Source organism: Nostoc sp. TCL26-01 (assembly GCF_013393945.1).
Taxonomy (GTDB): Bacteria; Cyanobacteriota; Cyanobacteriia; order Cyanobacteriales; family Nostocaceae; genus Trichormus.
This window is the reverse complement of record NZ_CP040297.1, coordinates 1,126,393-1,146,971: the sequence shown is the minus strand read 5'-3', so window position 1 is coordinate 1,146,971 and position 20,579 is coordinate 1,126,393. Positions and strand designations below refer to the sequence as shown.

25 protein-coding genes are annotated in these 20,579 nt (G+C 41.7%); 7 read left to right on the top strand and 18 right to left on the bottom strand.

Annotation, left to right across the window (positions count from 1 at the left end):
• Positions 1-36 precede the first annotated feature (36 nt).
• The 5 genes from FD725_RS04795 to FD725_RS04775 form a co-directional block, all read right to left on the bottom strand.
• Positions 37-849 (bottom strand): class I SAM-dependent methyltransferase, encoded by an 813-nt coding sequence (locus FD725_RS04795; protein ID WP_179047074.1) that lies wholly within the window; start codon positions 847-849, stop codon positions 37-39.
• A 130-nt stretch (positions 850-979) separates the two neighbouring features.
• Positions 980-1,408: an HNH endonuclease gene (locus FD725_RS04790; RefSeq protein ID WP_179047073.1), complete on the bottom strand. Its 429-nt coding sequence runs from the start codon at positions 1,406-1,408 to the stop codon at positions 980-982.
• Complete coding sequence (locus tag FD725_RS04785) at positions 1,405-1,749, bottom strand: hypothetical protein (protein ID WP_179047072.1); 345 nt, start codon at positions 1,747-1,749, stop codon at positions 1,405-1,407. Before FD725_RS04785 ends, FD725_RS04790 begins: the two co-directional genes overlap by 4 nt.
• A gap of 129 nt (positions 1,750-1,878) precedes the next feature.
• The gene (locus tag FD725_RS04780; protein WP_179047071.1) at positions 1,879-2,589 is read right to left on the bottom strand and encodes a Uma2 family endonuclease; all 711 of its coding nucleotides are present in this window, start codon (positions 2,587-2,589) and stop codon (positions 1,879-1,881) included.
• 10 nt (positions 2,590-2,599) lie between these two features.
• Positions 2,600-3,337, bottom strand: a complete 738-nt coding sequence (locus tag FD725_RS04775; RefSeq protein WP_179047070.1) for a Uma2 family endonuclease — start codon at positions 3,335-3,337, stop codon at positions 2,600-2,602.
• Between the two features lie 350 nt (positions 3,338-3,687).
• Here FD725_RS04775 and xseB point away from each other — a divergent pair, with 350 nt between their 5' ends.
• Positions 3,688-3,921 carry an exodeoxyribonuclease VII small subunit gene (gene xseB, locus FD725_RS04770; RefSeq protein WP_179047069.1) on the top strand — a complete coding sequence of 78 codons (234 nt, stop codon included), beginning with the start codon at positions 3,688-3,690 and terminating at the stop codon, positions 3,919-3,921.
• A 4-nt stretch (positions 3,922-3,925) separates the two neighbouring features.
• Here xseB and FD725_RS04765 read toward each other — a convergent pair whose 3' ends face one another.
• Positions 3,926-4,567, bottom strand: coding sequence for a hypothetical protein (locus tag FD725_RS04765; protein ID WP_179047068.1), 642 nt, complete (start codon positions 4,565-4,567; stop codon positions 3,926-3,928).
• Between the two features lie 227 nt (positions 4,568-4,794).
• Between FD725_RS04765 and FD725_RS04760 the strand changes: the two genes are divergently transcribed.
• From FD725_RS04760 to bioF, 3 genes are all read left to right on the top strand, one after another.
• Positions 4,795-5,544, top strand: coding sequence for a sucrose-phosphate phosphatase (locus FD725_RS04760; RefSeq protein WP_179047067.1), 750 nt, complete (start codon positions 4,795-4,797; stop codon positions 5,542-5,544).
• The gene (gene ruvA, locus FD725_RS04755) at positions 5,541-6,179 is read left to right on the top strand and encodes a Holliday junction branch migration protein RuvA (RefSeq protein ID WP_179047066.1); all 639 of its coding nucleotides are present in this window, start codon (positions 5,541-5,543) and stop codon (positions 6,177-6,179) included. Before FD725_RS04760 ends, ruvA begins: the two co-directional genes overlap by 4 nt.
• A 147-nt stretch (positions 6,180-6,326) precedes the next feature.
• Positions 6,327-7,460: an 8-amino-7-oxononanoate synthase gene (bioF, locus tag FD725_RS04750; protein WP_179047065.1), complete on the top strand. Its 1,134-nt coding sequence runs from the start codon at positions 6,327-6,329 to the stop codon at positions 7,458-7,460.
• 100 nt (positions 7,461-7,560) lie between these two features.
• Here bioF and obgE read toward each other — a convergent pair whose 3' ends face one another.
• From obgE to FD725_RS04705, 11 genes are all read right to left on the bottom strand, one after another.
• A complete protein-coding gene (gene obgE / locus FD725_RS04745; RefSeq protein WP_179047064.1) occupies positions 7,561-8,589 on the bottom strand; it encodes a GTPase ObgE in 1,029 nt (342 codons plus the stop codon).
• 278 nt (positions 8,590-8,867) lie between these two features.
• The gene (locus FD725_RS04740; RefSeq protein ID WP_179047063.1) at positions 8,868-9,065 is read right to left on the bottom strand and encodes a hypothetical protein; all 198 of its coding nucleotides are present in this window, start codon (positions 9,063-9,065) and stop codon (positions 8,868-8,870) included.
• 330 nt (positions 9,066-9,395) lie between these two features.
• Positions 9,396-9,842, bottom strand: coding sequence for an HNH endonuclease (locus FD725_RS04735; protein WP_179047062.1), 447 nt, complete (start codon positions 9,840-9,842; stop codon positions 9,396-9,398).
• Complete coding sequence (locus FD725_RS04730; protein WP_179047061.1) at positions 9,812-10,081, bottom strand: hypothetical protein; 270 nt, start codon at positions 10,079-10,081, stop codon at positions 9,812-9,814. Before FD725_RS04730 ends, FD725_RS04735 begins: the two co-directional genes overlap by 31 nt.
• A gap of 49 nt (positions 10,082-10,130) precedes the next feature.
• Entirely contained in the window at positions 10,131-10,457 is a 327-nt protein-coding gene (locus tag FD725_RS04725) for a hypothetical protein (RefSeq protein ID WP_179047060.1), read from the bottom strand.
• Between the two features lie 25 nt (positions 10,458-10,482).
• The gene (locus FD725_RS32310) at positions 10,483-10,611 is read right to left on the bottom strand and encodes a hypothetical protein (protein WP_256871850.1); all 129 of its coding nucleotides are present in this window, start codon (positions 10,609-10,611) and stop codon (positions 10,483-10,485) included.
• Between the two features lie 165 nt (positions 10,612-10,776).
• Positions 10,777-10,998: a hypothetical protein gene (locus FD725_RS04720; protein WP_179047059.1), complete on the bottom strand. Its 222-nt coding sequence runs from the start codon at positions 10,996-10,998 to the stop codon at positions 10,777-10,779.
• Positions 10,999-11,005: 7 nt separating this feature from the next.
• Positions 11,006-11,257, bottom strand: a complete 252-nt coding sequence (locus FD725_RS04715; RefSeq protein WP_179047058.1) for a hypothetical protein — start codon at positions 11,255-11,257, stop codon at positions 11,006-11,008.
• Between the two features lie 51 nt (positions 11,258-11,308).
• Positions 11,309-11,440 (bottom strand): hypothetical protein, encoded by a 132-nt coding sequence (locus FD725_RS32305; protein ID WP_256871849.1) that lies wholly within the window; start codon positions 11,438-11,440, stop codon positions 11,309-11,311.
• 9 nt (positions 11,441-11,449) lie between these two features.
• Entirely contained in the window at positions 11,450-12,121 is a 672-nt protein-coding gene (locus FD725_RS04710) for a Mo-dependent nitrogenase C-terminal domain-containing protein (protein ID WP_179047057.1), read from the bottom strand.
• A gap of 90 nt (positions 12,122-12,211) precedes the next feature.
• Positions 12,212-12,814: a Uma2 family endonuclease gene (locus FD725_RS04705; protein WP_179047056.1), complete on the bottom strand. Its 603-nt coding sequence runs from the start codon at positions 12,812-12,814 to the stop codon at positions 12,212-12,214.
• 153 nt (positions 12,815-12,967) lie between these two features.
• On the opposite strand from FD725_RS04705, the gene FD725_RS04700 reads away from it, so the two are divergent.
• From FD725_RS04700 to FD725_RS04695, 3 genes are all read left to right on the top strand, one after another.
• Positions 12,968-14,296, top strand: a complete 1,329-nt coding sequence (locus tag FD725_RS04700) for a hypothetical protein (protein ID WP_179047055.1) — start codon at positions 12,968-12,970, stop codon at positions 14,294-14,296.
• Between the two features lie 443 nt (positions 14,297-14,739).
• Positions 14,740-15,327 carry a hypothetical protein gene (locus tag FD725_RS32300; protein ID WP_256871848.1) on the top strand — a complete coding sequence of 196 codons (588 nt, stop codon included), beginning with the start codon at positions 14,740-14,742 and terminating at the stop codon, positions 15,325-15,327.
• Between the two features lie 15 nt (positions 15,328-15,342).
• On the top strand, positions 15,343-17,652 hold the full coding sequence (locus FD725_RS04695; protein WP_256871847.1) for a pentapeptide repeat-containing protein: 2,310 nt from the start codon (positions 15,343-15,345) through the stop codon (positions 17,650-17,652).
• Between the two features lie 823 nt (positions 17,653-18,475).
• Here FD725_RS04695 and nblS read toward each other — a convergent pair.
• Positions 18,476-20,389: a two-component system sensor histidine kinase NblS gene (gene nblS, locus FD725_RS04690; protein WP_179047054.1), complete on the bottom strand. Its 1,914-nt coding sequence runs from the start codon at positions 20,387-20,389 to the stop codon at positions 18,476-18,478.
• Positions 20,390-20,579 lie beyond the last annotated feature (190 nt).

Sequence of the window (20,579 nt, the reverse complement as noted above, 5' to 3'; positions counted from 1 at the left end):
CATATTTGCCAATTTCTCTCATCTATCTAATGCCAACTATTTACTGGCAAGTACAAAGAAAGTAGTCACATCATTCCAAATACCTTTATCTGTGGCGATCGCCTCTATTTCTGTAATATACTCTGCTTTAACTTGTGCTAATGTTTCTGGAGGAAGTTGGTTTACCTGAGAACCAAATGCACTTCTAGCATTTGCATCCCAAGCTTTTTCTGCATTGTGCAAATAGGAACCAAACTGCTCGATTATAATTTGAATGTTTGCAAATCCCGCCTCACTTAGCAAATTTTGGCACTTTTGTGGAGTTCCTAATGGTTCATTCGGGTTAGAAATGGTGATACCGTAAGTTTTTACTTTGGCTCTAAAGATAATAGCTGCTGTGTGGGCAGTTTCGGCAAAGCATGAGAAAGCAACTAAACCGCCTGGTTTAAGAAAGCGATACCACTGTTTTAGACTATTGCTAATATTTGTTAAATATACCAGGGCGCTAGAGCAGAAAATCACATTAAAACTGTTGTCAGGGAAATCAAGATAATCAGCATCGGCTTCTATAAGTTCGGTATTTTGTAAGCCAAGGGTGTTAATTTTGTGCTGTGCTTGTTCTAGCATTCCTGCGGCAATATCCACCCCCACAACTCTACCTTGAAAACCGACAATTTCTGCGGCTGCAATCAATACTAATCCCGTACCTGTCGCCACATCAAGCACTTGCTGTCCTGGCTGTAATTGCGCCAATTGCACCAACCGATTAGCTAAAGCCGCATGAAATGGACTCTTCTGGTCATAGTCTGGTCGAGAATTAAAATCATTAATTACAAGCCGTTTATAATTTTCGATATCTAAATGAGCCATCAAGTCGTTTTGCTCCAATTCAAAATTAAAGCCTACCCACGATAGGAATTATATCCATTTGCCCAACTTACAATATCAGGCGATCGCACGGTCGCAGCCTTCCTCTCCTTTATAGGAAGTATTGCCCCAATCAATCCAACTCTGGTGGGTGTTCATCCAATTTAACCCACATTGCCCTTGCCCGAACTAAGGACTTTCGATTCATCTGTAATGCTGTGATTGTAGCTCGACCAAATGCTGTCAATCCATTTATTTCTGTTTTACTCTCATTCCAAGCGAAATGTTCCTGCCAAACTTGCTCTTGGGGATGAAATAACGGCACAGTTTCCCCACTTTCCGGATCGATAGCAGTCTGACGATCGCCCTTATAGCGATTACAAGACGGACAGGCAAAACAAAGATTTTCAAATACTGTTTCCCCAGCCACTGAAAGAGGACGAATATGCTCAAATTCAAACGTCATCGCCGTTAGAAACTCTGCTGTTCGACAATAAGCACAGCACTCACCAAAGCGAATGCGGATTTGTCGCTGCAACTCAACCCGAATATAAGCACTCACGCTGCCGCTTTCACCTTTTCCAAGCGCTTGAGCGTGTATCTGGCGCGAGTTTTCAGAATTGTTAATTGATCTGCCTTTGCCAACAAATCATCTAACTCACCAACCTCATCGGCACACAACAATGACTCTGTATTTCTCGCTACTAAATCATCCAAACGGGTCTGCTCTGCCACAGCTAGTTTACAACAGGACAGTGCTTTTAACTCATCTGTACTCAGACCAAGCAAACACTCATCATCCAATCCTAATGGATTAACCAGGCGATAATAGGTATTCAAGTCCAATAAAACCCCTACTCGTTCTCCATGTTCATTGGTTACGTATTGCACTGGTTGCGACATATAATAAACGTTGGCGAATACAAGACCGCTACCTTAGTCTTAATTTTAGCATTACAAGACGCAATGAAAAAAGATGGATAAGTGGTCGTAAATAATTTTCATTTGATCGTTTTTGGAGATGTCTACTACTCAGCACTCAGCACTCAACTGCTGGACAAACGCTTGATGTTCACTAGAACTTAAGCCTTGTTGCAACACCGTCAACACTTGGGGCATATTTCCCGTCACTAACGCAGAGATATCTAGCCATAATCCTGGGAAGACTCGACTTTGAATAACACCTGCTGCATCTGGTGTTAACGCTACATATTCACCATCTTCCAAGCTAAACCAACTAATTGTACTTTCAAACACTTGCCAGACGATATATTCTTGGATGCCATTGCGACGATAGGCACGTTTTTTGTCATACAAATCTTTGGTAGCACTACTAGCAGCAACTTCGGCAACTAATTCTGGTGCGCCTTCCACATAACCATCTGCACCAATCTCCGATTTTCCCCCACAAGTGGAATCAATGATTAAAATCGCATCGGGTTGAGGTTCGTTATCTAAATCAAGGCGCACTGTTGGATTATCACCCAGTCTTACTCCAGGCGTAACTATTTTATAAGACCACAACCAACCCATCAAATTAGCATGGGGTTCGGCGTGGGGTTCAAAGCGCAGAGGGGAAGCCACGTAAACTACTCCTTCAATTAATTCGGCTTTCTTGAGATTAGGCATAGCATTGTAACGACGCTCAAATTCTGGGCTTGTGAGGCGATCGCCACTCTCAAGCGGTGGAATGTATGATGGAGTAGCGGCTGGAGTTGATTGTTGTGGAGAAGTGTTAACCATAACCCGCATCTTAGTAGATTTTACTTGAGGAGTGATGAGAAAGACTATCACTCAGTTGCTGCACAAAAGCTTGATGTTCACTAGAACTTAAGCCTTGTTGCAACACCGTCAACACTTGGGGCATATTTCCCGTCACTAACGCAGAGATATCTAGCCATAATCCTGGGAAGACTCGACTTTGAATAACACCTGCTGCATCTGGTGTTAACGCTACATATTCACCATCTTCCAAGCTAAACCAACTAATTGTACTTTCAAACACTTGCCAGACGATATATTCTTGGATGCCATTGCGACGATAGGCACGTTTTTTGTCATACAAATCTTTGGTAGCACTACTAGCAGCAACTTCGGCAACTAATTCTGGTGCGCCTTCCACATAACCATCTGCACCAATCTCCGATTTTCCCCCACAAGTGGAATCAATGATTAAAATCGCATCGGGTTGAGGTTCGTTATCTAAATCAAGGCGCACTGTTGGATTATCACCCAGTCTCACTCCAGGCGTAGCTACCTTATAATTTCCTAACCAAATCATCAAATTGGCATGGGGTTCGGCGTGGGGTTCAAAGCGCAGAGGGGAAGCCACGTAAACTACTCCTTCAATTAATTCGGCTTTCTTGAGATTAGGCATAGCATTGTAACGACGCTCAAATTCTGGGCTTGTGAGGCGATCGCCACTCTCAAGCGGTGGAATGTATGATGGAGTAGCGGCTGGAGTCGATTGTTGTGGAGAGGTGTTAACCATAACCGCAGGCAGTAGCAGTGGGTAAGTCGATTGTATCTTAGTCAAAGGATAAGATGAGTGATACCAATTCAAAATTCAAAATACCCTTCGGGAAGGCTCACGCCTACAAAATTCAAAATTAAGAAACTCTGATTTTACAAGGGTTTCCGTATTTGGATCTGTACCAGATTTTTAGTGAATTGGTATGAGGGAGTGCTGTTAGCGGAAGCGGGGCGTTTAGCCCGTGCTGAGTATAGAACTAATGACTAATGACTAATGACTATTGACTATTGACCATTGACTAATGACCAATGACTACAAAGTATGGTTAAAATTATCTGTGTGAAATAATATCGGATAGAAAAAAATTGATGGTTAAACGTAAGAATTCTGCTAGTGCTGATGCTGTGACTGATTGGAATTATGAAGCCAAGGTTGCAGAAATAGATGAAATTATTGCTCGGATTGAGTCAGGTGAGTTGGAGTTGGAGGCGGTGTTTGACCAATTTGCCCATGCAGTTGAGTATTTACGTCAATGCGAAACTTTTCTCCAGCAACGACAGCAAAAAATAGATTTATTAATTGAAACTTTGAGTGATGATTAGTGGTTTAGGGTAAGAAATTAAACTCGTTTCTTAAAATCTTTTCAGCTTCAGCAATTGTTTTTACTCTCCGTGTTGTCAGCTTTTTACTAATATCTTCGTACACTGTAAATCCCTTTTCTTCTCGATTATAAAGCGTAACTACTGGAAAGAGACGAGAATTTGCAGAACTTCCCGTAGTGTAGTTACTAATAAGCAAGATCCCATCTTCATTAGGGTCATCAAAATGTAGCTCCAGAAAGGATACAGCTTTTAATGACGAGAAGTTCCAGGATTGTACTTGTTGTGATTGAGGGAAAGTATAGACTATTTTGTCATTTTTGACTAGATAGAGAGTCAGTCTATTTTTTTTAGTTTTTTGAGAAAATTCCTGCACGGGTAAGAATACACAGGAACCAAAATCTGGTAGATTAACTCGGAACGCTTGGTCAAGAATTGGTTTTTGACCTGTTAGTGTCCGTTTAACTTGGCTGATTTCCTTGGCAGTGAGTCGAGTAGGACGGAGTTGCTTTGTTTGTGTTGCTGTCACTACTTCGTTAATGGGGTTGGCGACAGAGGTAGAAGTTCTTAGTAAATTAATGGAGGAAATTAGGCTGATAGTAATTACATATATCGTAGCTTTGCTAATTATTCGGGTGTTATTAGTCATAAATTCTCAGAATGAGGGAGTGGGAATATTAAAGCACCACAATAACATTAGATGGATGAAGATACCAATAAATACAATTAAACATCTTTTAACAAGACGTAGAGACGTAGCTACGTCTCTATCAGGATTTCGGGTAACTCCTGAATATGAAATCGGTGTCAGATATGTCTTGATGTAATTGGGCAATTTTTAGCTGTTTTGGTAACTATTAACTGGGGACTAGAATCATGAAACCATTTCTTTTTGTTACTGATTTGGATCACACTTTAGTTGGGAATGACGCTGCTTTAGTAGAACTAAGTCAATTACTGACTCGCCATCGCCAAGAATATGGCACAAAGATAGTTTATGCTACTGGGCGATCGCCTATCCTATACCAGGAACTGCAAGCGGAAAAAAATCTTATAGAACCAGATGGACTAGTCTTGTCGGTAGGGACAGAAATCTATCTTGATGGCAGTGATAGTCCTAATTCTGGTTGGTCAGAAATTCTCTCCGTGGGTTGGGACAGAGAATTAGTCTTATCCGTTACCAAAAATTTTCCTGAGTTAGCAATGCAACCAGCATCTGAGCAACGTCCTTTTAAAGTGAGTTTCTTTCTACATCAGGAAGTAGCTGCCAGCGTGTTACCAAAACTTAAGTTAGAACTGCAAAAATGTGAACTAAATATAAAGTTAATTTATAGTAGCGGTATAGACCTTGACATTGTACCATTTAACAGCGATAAAGGTCAGGCAATGCAGTTTCTTCGTCAAAAGTGGGAATTTGCATCAGAAAGAACAGTTGTCTGTGGTGATTCAGGTAATGATATTGCTTTGTTCGCTGTAGGCAACGAACGGGGAATCATCGTCGGTAATGCCCGACCTGAACTTCTACAGTGGCACAACGAGTATCCCGCAGACCATCGCTACCTGGCAAAAGATTTTTGTGCAGGTGGAATTATTGAAGGGCTATTTTATTTTGGTTTCCTAGAATGATTAGTTATCTCAAAGGAATAGTTGCCGGTATCCAAAACCTCGGTAGTAATCGTGTTATTTTGACCCTAGAAGTGAACAGTATGGGGTACGATTTGCAAGTGCCGCAAAGGCTGGCAAAGCAGTTAACCACAACCGGAGAATTGGTACAAATCTTTACCCATTACCAAATTCGGGAAGAAGTACCCCTACTGTATGGCTTTGCTTCACCAGCCGAACGAGATTTATTTCGTCACTTATTAACGGTTAGTGGTGTTGGTGCAGCTTTAGCGATCGCTCTCTTAGACACCTTGGAAGTACCAGATTTAGTCCAAGCCATCATCACTGGCAATACCCAAATCTTAATTCAAGCTCCTGGTGTCGGTAAAAAAATCGCTGAACGTATCTGTTTGGAACTAAAAGCCAAATTAATCGAGTGGCGTAAATCAGCAGGCTTCTTTGTCGCCACAGAGGGGCCAGCCGCCAATATTCTCGAAGAAGTGCAAATGACATTATTCGCTTTAGGGTATACTGCTCATGAAGTTAGCAACGCCTTACACGTCGTCAGTGAAGATATTGGATTACCGAAGGATGCCTATGTAGAAGATTGGATTAGACAAGCGATCGCTCATTTGAGTAGTGAGCAGGTTAGTCATTAGTCATTAGTCAATAGTCATTAGTCAATAGTCATTAGTCAATAGTCATTAGTCAGTGGTAATTTTTATCCTTCGTTACTCTCCTTGTCCCCTCATCTCCCCCCACTCCCCACTCCCCACTCCCCATTACCCAATCCCTATGATTGGTTAATGAAATCCTTGATAACTATCCGTCGGGCTGATTGGTATCGTTCGGTGCAAGCTATTGATGGTCGTTCTGGTGCGACTGTCCAATTAGCTGGACGGGAGGTAATTAATTTTGCCAGTAATGATTATCTGGGATTGGCTGGGGATGAACGCTTAATTGGGGCGGCGGTGGCTGCTACCCAAGAGTTTGGTACGGGAAGTACTGGTTCTCGGTTACTCAGTGGACATCGAGAATTACACAGAGAATTAGAACAGGCGATCGCTGCTCTCAAACAGACAGAAGACGCGCTAGTATTTAGTTCTGGGTATTTGGCTAATGTGGGAGCGATCGCCTCTTTAGTTGGTAAGCGAGATTTAATTCTGTCTGACCAATACAATCATTCCAGTCTGAAAAATGGGGCAATTCTCAGTGGGGCGACGGTCATTGAATATGCTCACTGTCAGGTAAAAGAACTGCAAGCTATATTACTCCAGCAACGACCAAACTACCGCCGATGTTTGATTCTCACTGATAGTGTTTTCAGCATGGACGGCGATTTATGTCCTTTACCAGCACTCTTAGATTTAGCCGATGAGTTTAGCTGTATGCTGCTGGTTGATGAAGCTCATGCTACTGGGGTAATGGGTCAAACTGGTGCTGGATGTGTGGAACATTTCGGATGTACGGGGAGAAACTTAATTCAAATTGGGACTTTGAGTAAAGCCCTTGGTAGTTTAGGTGGGTATGTAGCCGGAAGTGCCACATTAATTGACTATTTGCGGAATCGCGCCCCTAGTTGGATTTATACCACAGCCCTATCACCCGCCGACACAGCTGCAGCTTTGGCTGCAATCAGCATAGTTAAAGAAGAACCACAACGCCGTGTCCAGTTGTGGAAAAACATAGATTATTTAAAAAAACTGTTATACAAGTTACCAAATCTGAAATTATTACCCTCCGAGTCGCCTATATTATGTTTTCAATTGCCCAGTGCAGCTGAAGCATTGCAAATTAGTCAGGGACTGCAAGCAGCAGGTATTTTTGCACCAGCAATTCGACCCCCCACAGTACCAACAAGTCGCATGAGAATATCTTTAATGGCAACTCACCAAGCTATACATATAGAAAGATTGGTAGAGGGAATGGGTAATGGGTAATGGGTAATAGAAATCTCTGCAAATGAATGTAGAGACGTTGCAGTGCTGAAAATGAATGTAGAGACGTTGCAGTGCAACGTCTCTACAAGGATTTTGGGCTTTAACTCAGCACCTCTGCTGCTTCCAGGGCATTGATTTGATCGAGGAGTCCCCACAGTTCTTGTAACATAGGCTCTAAACCTGTGCGTGTCACAGCAGAAATTAAGAAAACTGGAGCGTAGGAAAGATGATTTAATTGGGTTGCTAGCGCTTCTAAATCTACAGTTTCTCTGTCAACTGCATCTATTTTATTGAGGGCTAAAATCTGCATTTTTTCCGTTAAACCGCGATCGTAAGCTTGTAATTCTTGCTGAATCGTATTGTAGTCTCTGATGATATCATCGCTGGTAGCGTCAATTAAATGCAGTAATACTCGTGTCCGTTCAATGTGGCGTAAAAAATCATGTCCTAGTCCTGCACCTTCGGCTGCGCCTTCGATGAGTCCAGGGATATCCGCGAATACTGTACCATCTCCTGTGGGTTTGCGGACTACACCTAAATTGGGTATTAAGGTTGTGAAGGGATAGTCAGCAATTTTGGGACGTGCGGCGGATAAAGATGATATTAGAGTTGATTTACCAGCGTTGGGTAAACCAATAATTCCCACTTCTGCCAAGAGTTTCAATTCTAGACGGAGTAATTTTCTGTCTCCCGGTAATCCTGGTAAAGCATATTCTGGGGCGCGGTTACGGTTGCTTAAAAAGTGTTGGTTCCCTAAACCACCTTTACCACCTTGGGCAATGATTAGTCTTTGGTTGGGTGCGGTTAAATCACCCAATAAATCTCCTGTCTCTGCATCATAAATAGCTGTTCCACAAGGAACTTCGATGATTAAATCTTTACCAGAAGCACCAGTGCAATTGTTAGGGCCGCCACGTCCACCATTTTCAGCTTTAAATATATGGTTGTAGCGGAAGTCTAACAAGGTTTGCAGGTTTTCCACAGCGACGAAAATCACTGAACCACCACGTCCACCATTACCGCCAGAGGGGCCACCTGCGGGTACATATTTTTCTCGCCGGAAAGCGACGATACCATCGCCACCTTTACCTGCTTCTACTTCAATTGATGCTTGGTCGATAAATTGCATGAGTAGTGAGTGCTGAGTTGTGAGTTATCTATTATAAGTTTTTAATCAGCTATAAGAATCCGATTTGATTACTGAAATAATTTGCGTAGGTAGCCAATAGGCGCTCTTGCAATAGGCAATAAACCTCTTGCACGACAATGAAAATTCACTATAAAAATAATATTTGAACTCGTTATAAAAGGCGTTCCCGTACAGCGCGGTTCTCTGGGTACACAAATAAGTTATGTTGCCAACATCACTTTTGGAGATGTTGCACGATTGCTGAATGACGGTCATCTCTATATCCCGAATATTGAGGAACGCCAGCAGGGAAGTATTGTTGGCTGAGGTTCGCCTTTGGTCAACAACTCGACCCAAGGACGGATTTTGGCTTGTTTTCCTTCGCCACGTTCAATCTTGCCAAGGTCAAATTTGTTGTCAGTGCCAAAAAACTGCTTTAGGAAGTGGCGGATATCTGCATTGCTAGCATTAGTCATCGCTTTTGAATATCACATAGTTATACCAATTCAAAATTCAAAATTCAAAATTAAGAAAGCCTTGTTCTACAAGGGTTTCCGTGTTTGGATCTGTATCAGATTTTTAGTGAATTGGTATTAGTATATTAGAGTGGGTAATAAACAATCCTGAAATAAGCACAAGAAGGTGTTGGCGGTATTATCGATAACAGGGATGTCAGATATCCACGGGGAAACAAGCCACACGCATTGGCTGGGGGTGATAAGTTCGGCGACGAAGATTGTTTGGAGTAAGTCAGGGATTTGGCGGGAACTTAGGCGGGAGTGAATATAGCGGGAAGGCATTTTTTCTTATTCTTGACGTGGATCTGACTGAGGTGGATGCCAACCCGCTTCTACCCAAAAACGACGAGCCACTTGAATCGAAGGCTCATCCCGACGTTCATCATTGAAGTCAAAGCGATCGCTAGTAGCTCTCCCTGTAGGAGTTGTACCGACAATTTTTGTCCCGTCTTTTGTCCAAATAAAATGCTCAGACCATTGTTGTTGACGGGGATGAAATAGAGGGACTTGTTCTTGGGTTTTGGGATCAGTACCTACTGTAAAATTATAGTGACGCTCATTACAGCGATGACAAGCTAACGCCAAATTATCCAGTTCATCAGAGCCACCCAAAGACTGCGGTATGATATGGTCAATGGTAAAACGGTCTGGACTCAAGTATTCTGGAGAGTGGCAGTATTCGCAGAGATACTCAGCTCGTTTTCTTACAAGTCTTCGAGTTTGTTCGGACACCATTTACTTTTCGCCGCTAGTTGAGCGTTAATCAAGGTAAAGATCCGCTCTAATTCGGAGATGCCTACATATTCAGCTTCTTCTTCAGAAGTGAGCGTATCAGCTTTTTTCTTCTCTAACAGTTCTTCAAAGCGAGACTGTAGCTCATCGGTAAATTTAAATAGATAAATGTCACCGAATTCGCTCATCCTGATACCAGAAGACATTAAGGATGAGGGTTGAATCATCAATTGAGTAGTCATTGTGTGTTCACAGTGCCTTTGGTTCTATTGTGCCTCAATTAATCGATGATTATAGCGGTATGGGTGGGTGCGATTGCGTAAAGCATCTACAATCCGCAGAGCGGACACTTCGTGAACGCACTATATTTCCTCTCGCCCACAACAACCCATAAATCACTTGAAACCGCCAATAGGGATTAGGCTGCACTAAACCAAGATGCAATAACGCCCGATCCAATTGATCATAGTTGCTGGCGACATGGGCAAACACCCTGGCATCAATTTCGATACCTAAACGCGCTTCTTCCTGATGCCACAAACGAATCAAATCCAGCAGCAGTTTATCCGTTTCTGGAGTACTTCCAGGACGCAAAATGCGTGCGTTAATTGCAGTCATCACCAGATGCGTTACCAAAATCCCCTCAGAGGAAAGGACTTTGCGGAGGCGAGCTAGCTTGTTTTAATTCACCATGTCCTGCGGCGAACCGCACATCTGCCATTGCATCGGCAACATCTGCACTAGTTTGGGTTAACTCCAATAACCGCGTCATATCAATTCAAAATTCAAAATTCAAAATTAAGAAACTCTGATTTTACAAGGGTTTCCGTGTTTGGATCTGGATCAAATTTTTAGTGAATTGGTATGACTCTTTTATTTTTACTCTAGTGACTCCAGCCATGAATTTCTGCTCATATTTATTCCTGTTTTATATCTATCATTTTTTTAGTGAAATGGTATCAGCAGCATAGCGCCTCAAGATTTCCTCAATCACCCCGCCGCCACCAATCGTAGATTCAGTGATCCAAATTTCTTCTACTCCCTCAGAAATAGCAGGTGCATCTGGTGGACGCGGGCCAGGATCGATATCTAAAATCAGATCGCCCAAGTCAAAATGAGGACACAATTGTCCGCAAGCATCCAGTAATGCCCCTCCCAAGGTCGCTTTAAAACGTAAAGCTGCTCAAGAATGCCACTCCTTCCTCATCAGGTTCTGACCAGATCGGTGCCAGGTCATTTAATATAGTTTGGATGATGTCTGCGTTGCCAAGTGCTAGCAATCTATCATGTACTCTCTGCCGTCCCTGAATTTGTTCCGGTGCAGACCCCCCTTCTTCCAGTAAGGTTTCCTCAACATTCAATGTTTGGAAGATATTGTCCAGAACCCTTGCCATTTCTTGACCTATATTTTCACCCAAAAGTGCCTCAAAAGCATCAGGTAAGGAGATTTGGGCTGTTAAGGCGTAGTACTATCGACGCTCTATCCCCTTAAGTAATTTTAGGGCAGAGTGTGCGCTGTGCCATGTGAATTTTCCCGTCGGGCCGACATCAGACTGGGTGGGTGCGCTGATGCTGAGAGTCCCCATCAAGAAGTAAGACATTATCAAAACTTAAATATATGGCGACACATCCTCTTTGCATTCATCTGCTAAATAGGAGAGGGCGCGGAAACGGATGCCTACAAGTTGTTCATAGAGTGGGTTAATTTTACATAGTGGGGGAATATGAACGATTTTGCGTCCAAATAGGGTGACATCTCGTTCAAAGGGACATTGAGAGGGAATCATTTTACATAAAAAGCGGGCGACTCTGGGGTCTTGAATGTCTAATTCATCTAACCAGTCGCGGAGAGGATCAAGTACATCGGCTGCGGGGGCTTTGGGTGCGGCTAGGGCGGGATTGAGTGGTTGTGGATCTGTTAAAGTTTGACGTAGGGCTGATAATATATCTTCTGGTTCCCCTAGCGCTTGACATAATTGATGGAGTACTTGATCTTCGCTGGAAGAATATGTACCATCAGCGATCGCTACCATCACTGCTGTACGCAAGAAGTTTTCCGCAGTTGGTGTATTTTTACCCAAAACAGCAGCTAATTCTTCTGGTGTGATGACTTCCAAAGAATCCCATGCCACATTGGGGGCGAGTTCATCTTGAGTAATACTGGCTATAAGTTGCTTTTCTTGCTCATCAAAGTTACCATCTGCCCAAGCTATTGTTAATAGTCCACGTAACCAAGCGGCAATCTGTTCGCTACTGTAAGGGGATTGAATCACACTGGTCATAAACTCACACCTCGCGGTTTTCTCAGTCAATACTAAGCTACCTTTATAGAGGTTAAATTGTGACAGAGTTAACTCGCTAAGTTTTAAGATTTATTTTGCGATTTCCTCTATGTTTTGCGGCTGGGGTAATTCAAAGTTGACATCTTCGTATACTTCAGCGATCGCACACTGAAAATCTATACTAGCTAAAGATACTTCTTGTCCTTCTCTGTAAGTATAAAGTACCCATTGCCCATCTTGGTTACGGCGGAAACACTCGATACGCTGGCGAGTCTGACTTACCAGCACATATTCTTGCAACGATGCCATTTCTCTGTAGTCAGCAAATTTGTCTCCCCTGTCAAAGGCTTCTGTGCTGGGAGATACAACTTCTATAATTAAGCAAGGGTAACGGAGAAAGTTACTAAATGCTCTATCCCGTTCGTCACAGCTAACTATCACATCAGGATAGTAGTAGGTATTCAATGATTCAATCTGCGCCTTAGTGTCGGAGATGTAAGCTTGACATCCACTACCCCGTAACTTATTTCTCAGCATAGCAAACATATTGCCGGCAATGATCACATGAATATTACTAGCCCCAGCCATTGCGTAAGCTTCACCCTGGCGATATTCGTGCTTAATGGGACTAGTTTCTTCACCTTGGAGATAGTCTTCTGGAGAAATATAGCTATAGCTGGGAGTTGCAACCATTTGTTTTGACCTTGTGTCATGTCTTGTATCTATTGTAAAAGCAGTTGCTAAGTCAACCTCCTCAGTGTAGATTTGGGGAAATCTAGCTATTGCTAGATGTGATAATTTTCTCGCAAGCCTTAATCTACAACTGTTGTACCAAAAGATATAGCTGTGGATGATATATTAGAGCGATCGCACATTCTCAAACAAGCTTTACTCGATTTTGTGCTGGATGCAGAAGGTGAACTAGCACAAGCGTTAGAAACTTATGCCGCAGAACGGTTACGTGGTAGTAATGGCAATAGTACACAGCAAGACTTAATTATTGATAGTTTTCTTGTGGAAGGGAAAGTTGGTGATCATTCTCCAATAGATTTGTTTATTGCCAGTCAAGCTGATTTAAATGAGAGCGATACAAATTTACTCAATAGCTGGCATCGGAGTTTTATGGGGTTATTTGCTATTAACCAAATTCTCCCCGATGGCTTAGAGTTATTGAACTGGTTAACCAACAAATCTTATATTGTTAAACCGAATCATCCCCAAAGATCACAAGCAATTGCTAAGTTAAAATTAGGAGAAATTATCCTAACTCGCATTTCTCCTGTCACTCATACCTACTGGATAGTTTCTAGTCCCTACACACTCCTTGGTAAATTAGGTAAACCAAAACTAGCTGTAGCCATCGGTAATTTTAAAGAAAACTATAGAAGTCAGCTTTATAGTGATGCTCCAGATTTATTGGAGGCTGCTTGGCAATCAGTAGGACAATATCATCAAGATTTTATGGACTTTTTCGGCAGTGATGAAATTACGTTGCCTGGATATCAACTAAATAAAAAAATTGCTGAATTTCAAGAATTAATCACAGAGAAACGCTTGGCGGATTTAGGTATTGATCAGACAAAATCCTTGACTGAGTTAGCATCCGAAGCTGGGGTTGATGAAGCGGAAATTCAAGCCGCAGTAGAGGAAATGGGTGCTGATACTAAATTAGTTTCTCAAATTTTGCATGATAAAAATGGCAATACTAAAATGGTGATGCCCAAGGTAGATTTACCTGCTGAATTGAAAAAAGCCGAACAAGTCACCGCTATTTCTCATCCCCGTTGGGGACAGATGTTTTTACCAACTTATAGTAAAGTGCAATCTCTGTTAGCAGTAGAAGATTGGCAAAGCGTTGATGGTGCAGAAAAATTAATTCGTTATTATCTGGAAGATAAAAGTATTAATGCTTTTATTTGGCATCGGTTAGCTGAACAGTATCCTCATTCACTAGAAAAAGTATTGCAAACTGTGCTACAACGTCCAGAATTTTCCTTAACTAATGACTTAAATCATCTCTTGCAAGAGTACAATAAACCTATCGAGCCAGATTTACCAGATATCGCCAGTGTTCCTGTCCATTTGCATGATTTATTCCAAGCAGCTGTGGCAGAAGTTAGTAAGTCTAAGCCTAAAGGGAAAGGGCAAAAAAAGGTGGCAAAAGGCTTTCAATGAGTTAATGAGTATTTGCTGGTAATACCATTTCACGTTAATCATGATACACATGAATTATGTAGAGACGTTGCAATGCAACGTCTCTACTGTTTCACATTTAAAGGAAATTGGTATAAAGTAGGTTGGGTTGAGCCATAGCGAAACCCAACATGGATCTCAAAAACTCAGTATGAATGTTGGTGTTGGGTTTCCTTACGTCAACCCCTTTGGGGAATTCAAAATTCAAAATTATTAATTCAAAATTGAAGACTTAGCTCAAAATCCTTGTAAAGACGTTGCACTGGAACGTCTCTACATTCATGTTCTTCCTCACATCATGTTGGGTTACGCAAAGCCTCCACTCAACCTACTAATGCTGAATTCTGTTCGATAATGTAGTTTGCGCGACTGCTTAAATGTTACGCTAGGCTCTAAACAAACAGCAATTATACAGGTGTGAGCGAATGAGCCAGCGCTTATCGCAAATTTGGCAGCAATTCCAGCAATTATTCTCCCTACCAGAGAGTTTAGACACAACAATTGAAACTGGTCAAGCAGTTTTCATCGCCGCTAAGACTCTTCAAGAACAGGATGCTAGTATAAAAGTCTTAAAATCTGTACTGCAAAATTCATCATCTTTGTTAGATGTGCTGTGTCTACCGATGGCGCAGATAGTAGGCGCAGATTTGCCATTTATGCCAATTGGTATTGCTTTATTAAAGTTTGCTCATGATATATATAAGCAACCACTGTCTTTAGAAGACTGTGTTTTTATCATGAGCCAAGTGGCTTATTTGGAAAGCACCAAAGAGATTTTAAAAATACATAGCCATGTAAATTGGGATGCCAAATCTCAGATTACTGATTTAGTCACTCAACAACTACAAAAACTCAATCAGCTTGAATTAGATAGGGATAGAGCAATTCAAGCGCTCAATGGTTTTCAAATATCACCTTTAGCCACAGCTTTTAATCAAGTTTTACTAGCAAGATTAGCCTCTGCCAATATCAGTAAATCCTTAGCCAAGCTATTAACACAAAGAATTGCCTAGAATACTCATAATTATATGATAAAATCCTGGTTGGCAGCAGAGGAAATCATTAAGGATTTCAGTCTTAATGACTTGCCAAATTGGCAAAGAGAACAGGATAAAGTTCAAAGTATTGATAAATATTTAAAGACTGATATTGCACCCAAGCCTTTTGAATTGGTTTTTGTCGAAAAGTTTGCGATTAAAGATATCTATATACCTCCAAAAGCCAAGCTTGTAGATGCGAGTGGTGAGATATTTAATCTAGAAACCTGGGTAAAAACCATACTGTTGAATCCAGATAACTTAGATAAGGTAATTTTTATTCAAGGCAATACAGGTAGAGGTAAAAGTGTTTTTTGCCGGATGTTTGCTTATACAGTATGGCGACAGTTACATCCAATTTGGACACCTATTTTAATTCACTTCAGAGATATAGATACTAGTGCAACAAGCTTGCTAGATATTATCCAAGCAAAATTACAGTTTGGCTTGATTCAAAATGATGAGAATTGGTTAACTAATCCCCACACTCGGTTTTTATTTATCTTAGATGGATGTGATGAATTGCCGCACAACATCAATTTAGCAGCATTTATCCAACAAGTAGCAGAGTTTCAACAAATATGCACAAATAACCCAGAGATGGGACATAGAGTTATGATAACTGGTGGAGCGATCGCTCTACAACATATCGCTGAATTTCCAGATAATTTAGCACGAGTCGAGATTGTCCCTTTAGATGCACAACTCCAACAGCAATGGTTAAATAAATGGACAGCATTACCAACCCATCAAGGCAAAGAGCCAAACTTTTTGCAGTTTTTGCTCAGTCATCACCTAGCCGATGCAGTTAATAAATTAGCTCAAGAGCCACCATTTTTGTACTTGTTAGCAGCAATGTATCAAGATGGCAAATTAGATATTCATCAGTTAGGTTTAGCCAAAGATGAAACTACAGCTAAAATCAACATTTACCAACAAGCTATACACTGGTTAATCAGCAAATCAGAGTTAGAATTAAATCACTCTCATTTAAACCATGATTTTACTAAACATCAACCCGAAGCTGTAAAACGTCTGCTGGCAGAGGCAGCTATCTGTGTTGTACAGTCAGGTAATAAATCTGCTGCTATGTCAATGTTAGAAGCACGTTTATCAACAGAGGAAATACTCAAACAGAAGTTGCTGAATAAATCACTCAAACAAACCTTAGCAACCTTGTGTATTCATGCTAGCAACACACCAGTAGAAGGAGTTGAGTTTTTCCATCAAAGATTTAGTAAATTCCTCTTTGCTGAACGTCTAAAAACCCGTTTCAAAGCTTGGACACAATACTATGATGCTGATGAAGGCAGAGTAGCAATTATTGCCGAAGATTTGATGAATTGGGAAATCTATGATTTACTCGGTTACGGTGGCTTAACACAGGAAATTGTCGATTATTTAATGGGTTTATTAACTGCAAGTCAAGATTTTCCCTGGGTGGAATTATACACAAGATTAGAAACTTTCCATCGGCAATGGAGTCGAGGAAAATTTATCGACTCTGCTGACGAAACTTTACCCCAAAAGAAACTACGACAGTTACAAAGGTATGGAATTAAAGGTCTAGGTCAGCGAGAGATCGATATTTTTACAGGATTAAATGTGATCATTTTACTATTAGAGTTACACCGTTATGCTCAAGCGCAAGATCATCTTCAAAATCAGATAATTTTTTATCCATCAGGCCAACCAAAAGAAAATTCTTGGACAGACAAACTGCGCCCTATAATTAATTACAGTGATTCTATCCGACTGGAAACTTTTAATCGTCTAGTGGGACAGTTTCTGGTTGGAGTTAACTTGCCAGGCGCTAATCTTACCGATACAGATTTCAGTAATGTAGACCTAAGTAACGCTAACCTGAATGCAGCCAATCTTTGTGGCGCGACTCTCTTCCAAACCCGGTTTAGAAATGCTAATCTCAGCCATGCTTACATTTTTCAAGCATACTTTGGTCATGCAGACATCAGTGGTGCAAATTTAAGTTACAGTTTCTTAAGTCACACAGATATGAGTTATGCCAACCTCAGTCATGTCAACTTTAGTGGTGCAGACCTCCGTGGTGCAGACTTGAGTGACACAAACTTCAGTGGAGCTAATCTGAGTAATGCTGACCTGAGTGGAGCTAATCTGAGTAATGCCGACCTGAGTGGGACTAATTTCAGTCATGCTGACCTCAGTGATCACGAATGGGGTGATATTCACTGGAATGAAAATACAATCTGGCAAAATATTCAAGGGTTAGATACAGCCAAAAATGTGCCGGCAGCTTTAAAGCAACAGTTAGGGCTAAATTAACGTGAGTTCGACAAGTCTTTTTTGACCTCTCCCCCAACCCCTCTCCGACGCGGAGAGGGCAGGGTGGTTTCATACGAAAAAAGAAAAATACATACATCTTGATTTGTCGCTTTGTAGCAGAAGTTTTGACCCCTCTCCAAACCTCTCCCCCACGGGGGGAGAGGCTTTGAAACAAAGTTTTGTTTTTTCTCTGTTTGTATGAAACCACCCTGCTCTCCGACGCGGAGAGGGGAGTAAAGAGCAGAAATATCAGTGAAAAATAAAGGTTTTAAAGCCTCTCTCCTTGCAGGGGAGAGGTTTGGAGAGGGGTTTTTTAGATCCGTCGAACTCACGTTAAATTAACAAACTATTGTCACAATCTGGTTGTATCTGCGTCATAACTAATTGATAGCTTAAAAATATACACCATACACATTATTAACGGGGGCTAAGAAACCAGAGAAGAGCTTTTTCTCATTGACTAGTAAACCCTTAATCCTGACGATTTTGAATATGTCTGCCTTAGTTATGGCTACATTTTTGGTGAGTCTACTCACTGTATCTGGTTGGGCGGCGATCGCCTACCTATTTCCTCAAAATAATTCTCCAGATTAAACATCACACAATCTTACCTCAACCAAGCTTTATCCATAAAGCTTGGTTGTTTTTATTTACCATCTCAGTGCTGAGTGCTGAGTGAGGGAGTGAGGGAGTGCTGAGTGCTGAGTGCTGTTAGCGGAAGCGGGGCGATGAGCCGCGTGCTGAGTGCTGAGTGCTGAGTGAGGGAGTGAGGGAGTGCTGAGTGCTGAGTTTTGACCAATGACCAATGACTATTGACTATTGACTAATCACCCCTTTTTGCTGCTTCATCTTCAAACACTGCTAAATCGAACCAGAAAGTAGTACCTATACCGATTTCACTGACTAGATGTACTTTACTGTGATGCCGTTCGATGATATTTCTGACAATCGACAAACCTAATCCAGTGCCTTCTAAGGTGTGAACTCGGTTTTCTACACGGAAGAAGCGGTCAAAAATTGCTTGTTGGTCTTCTGAACCAATGCCAATACCAGTATCGGAGATTTCTACACGTACTTGAGGAGATTGATTGGGAGAGTGGAGCTTTTCATCTAGTTTATAAGTACGAATGGCGACTTTGCCACCGGCGGGTGTAAATTTGAGGGCATTACCGACGAGATTAGCTAAGACTTGCAATAGCAAATCATAATTACCCTTGATGAGTGGTAAATTAGGGAAGACTTCTTGGATGAGTTCAATACCTTTGTCTCTAGCGTTGAGTTGGTAGGTACGTAGTGTTTGTTCGATCGCTTGGGCTAAGTCTACTCCATCAAAGTTATAACTACGACCTGATTCTAGTTTAGATAAGTCTAGGACATCGTTAACCAAACGAGTCAGGCGATCGGTTTCATGGTTGACGGTTTGGAGAAACTCTCTGCGTTCATCTAGACTCAAGTCTTCGCCGTAGTCGTGTAAAGTTTCAATAAAAGACTTGATATTAAATAATGGTGTTCTGAGTTCGTGGGAAACGTTGCTGATAAATTGGCTTTTCGCTTCATTCAGTTCTACTTCACGAGTGATGTCTTGGACTGTGATGGCAATTCCTTTGATGCTTTCTCGTTGTAAGTTGAGGACTGTAGTTAACAGAATGCGGACTGTACGTTTAATGGGTTCATTAAAAGGAATGCGAAACTCAGCACTTTCACATTCACCTGTAGCCATTTCATACAGGGTTCTGGCAATTTCCATTTGTACTGTTGGGGGTAAGTGAGACAACACATTACTACCCACCACCTCAACACCATCCCAACCAAAAATATGGCGGGCGGTGGGGTTGACTAAAATCACCTGCATATTATTGTCAATCAACACCGCGCCATCAGCGATGGTGGAAACCAAGGTTTCTAATTTGGCTTTTTCGGCTGTGAGTTCTTCAATATTTTGTTCTTCGTAGCGCTCTAGACGTTCTGCCATCTCATTAAAATTGAGAATTAGCTCTCCTAATTCTCCCCCCAAGGGCAAATCAATGCGCTGCTTAAAGTTACCTGCGGCGATTTGCTTCACCCCTACCAAGAGTTCCTTGATTGGTTTGGTAATAGTCAAAGCGTTAACTACTCCTGCCAAAATTACCATCACCCAAATGGTGATAAATACAGCAATGGTAACATCACGGGTAAAATTGGTAGAGATAACGGCTGTTTGATTGGGGTTGATACCGATCGCTAATACACCTAAATATTTTTTATCCACAATCAGGGGAATAAATACATCCGTCACCGCCCCATCTGGTGTCATGTGCTGACGTACCATTGGCTTTTCCCCATTAGTGGCGTAGTCTTCTGGGATCTCGATGCGTCGCTCAATGGTGAGAGAGTTTTCTACCTCCGGTTCCCAAAAGGGAATGCCAAAAAAGATTTTCCCAGTGTCATCAGCATAGAGCATATAGCGCACACTAGAAGTGCTGCTGTAGAAGCGTTGAGAAAATTGGGCTACTTCCGTCAGATTGTGATCTGCCACCAGGGGAGCAACGTTAGCAGCCAGTAGCAACCCCAAATCCCGGCCGAAGCGGGTGTCATTCATCCGGGCATCTTGCTGAATTGTATTCACTGCCCAAAAGGTCAGACCACTCATTACCAGAGATACCACCAAAGTGGCGGCGGCTAATAGTTTAGTCTGGAGAGTGAATTCTGACCACCAATTAGCGATCGCTTCTCGAATTGTTTTTAACAGCGCCAGCATTTGCAAATAAAGTTGTTAGTTCAGTTGATCAACCCCAACAACTTAAAAATTAACAGTTAATTTGACTATTAGTCATTAGTCATTGGTCATTGGTCAATAGTCAATGGTCAATAGTCATTAGTCATTGGGTATAGCACATTAGTTATTTTTCCACATTCTCCCAATACCCAATACCCAATACCCAATACCC

Coding starts and splice junctions, on each gene's coding strand:
- FD725_RS04795 (WP_179047074.1), bottom strand. CDS start 849: ATGGCTCATTTAGATATCGAAAATTATAAACGGCTTGTAATTAATGAT.
- FD725_RS04785 (WP_179047072.1), bottom strand. CDS start 1,749: ATGTCGCAACCAGTGCAATACGTAACCAATGAACATGGAGAACGAGTA.
- FD725_RS04780 (WP_179047071.1), bottom strand. CDS start 2,589: ATGGTTAACACTTCTCCACAACAATCAACTCCAGCCGCTACTCCATCA.
- FD725_RS04775 (WP_179047070.1), bottom strand. CDS start 3,337: ATGGTTAACACCTCTCCACAACAATCGACTCCAGCCGCTACTCCATCA.
- xseB (WP_179047069.1), top strand. CDS start 3,688: ATGGTTAAACGTAAGAATTCTGCTAGTGCTGATGCTGTGACTGATTGG.
- FD725_RS04765 (WP_179047068.1), bottom strand. CDS start 4,567: ATGACTAATAACACCCGAATAATTAGCAAAGCTACGATATATGTAATT.
- FD725_RS04760 (WP_179047067.1), top strand. CDS start 4,795: ATGAAACCATTTCTTTTTGTTACTGATTTGGATCACACTTTAGTTGGG.
- ruvA (WP_179047066.1), top strand. CDS start 5,541: ATGATTAGTTATCTCAAAGGAATAGTTGCCGGTATCCAAAACCTCGGT.
- bioF (WP_179047065.1), top strand. CDS start 6,327: ATGAAATCCTTGATAACTATCCGTCGGGCTGATTGGTATCGTTCGGTG.
- obgE (WP_179047064.1), bottom strand. CDS start 8,589: ATGCAATTTATCGACCAAGCATCAATTGAAGTAGAAGCAGGTAAAGGT.
- FD725_RS04740 (WP_179047063.1), bottom strand. CDS start 9,065: ATGACTAATGCTAGCAATGCAGATATCCGCCACTTCCTAAAGCAGTTT.
- FD725_RS04735 (WP_179047062.1), bottom strand. CDS start 9,842: ATGGTGTCCGAACAAACTCGAAGACTTGTAAGAAAACGAGCTGAGTAT.
- FD725_RS04730 (WP_179047061.1), bottom strand. CDS start 10,081: ATGACTACTCAATTGATGATTCAACCCTCATCCTTAATGTCTTCTGGT.
- FD725_RS04725 (WP_179047060.1), bottom strand. CDS start 10,457: ATGACTGCAATTAACGCACGCATTTTGCGTCCTGGAAGTACTCCAGAA.
- FD725_RS32310 (WP_256871850.1), bottom strand. CDS start 10,611: ATGACGCGGTTATTGGAGTTAACCCAAACTAGTGCAGATGTTGCCGAT.
- FD725_RS32305 (WP_256871849.1), bottom strand. CDS start 11,440: ATGTCTTACTTCTTGATGGGGACTCTCAGCATCAGCGCACCCACCCAG.
- FD725_RS04710 (WP_179047057.1), bottom strand. CDS start 12,121: ATGACCAGTGTGATTCAATCCCCTTACAGTAGCGAACAGATTGCCGCT.
- FD725_RS04705 (WP_179047056.1), bottom strand. CDS start 12,814: ATGGTTGCAACTCCCAGCTATAGCTATATTTCTCCAGAAGACTATCTC.
- FD725_RS32300 (WP_256871848.1), top strand. CDS start 14,740: ATGAGCCAGCGCTTATCGCAAATTTGGCAGCAATTCCAGCAATTATTC.
- FD725_RS04695 (WP_256871847.1), top strand. CDS start 15,343: ATGATAAAATCCTGGTTGGCAGCAGAGGAAATCATTAAGGATTTCAGT.
- nblS (WP_179047054.1), bottom strand. CDS start 20,389: ATGCTGGCGCTGTTAAAAACAATTCGAGAAGCGATCGCTAATTGGTGG.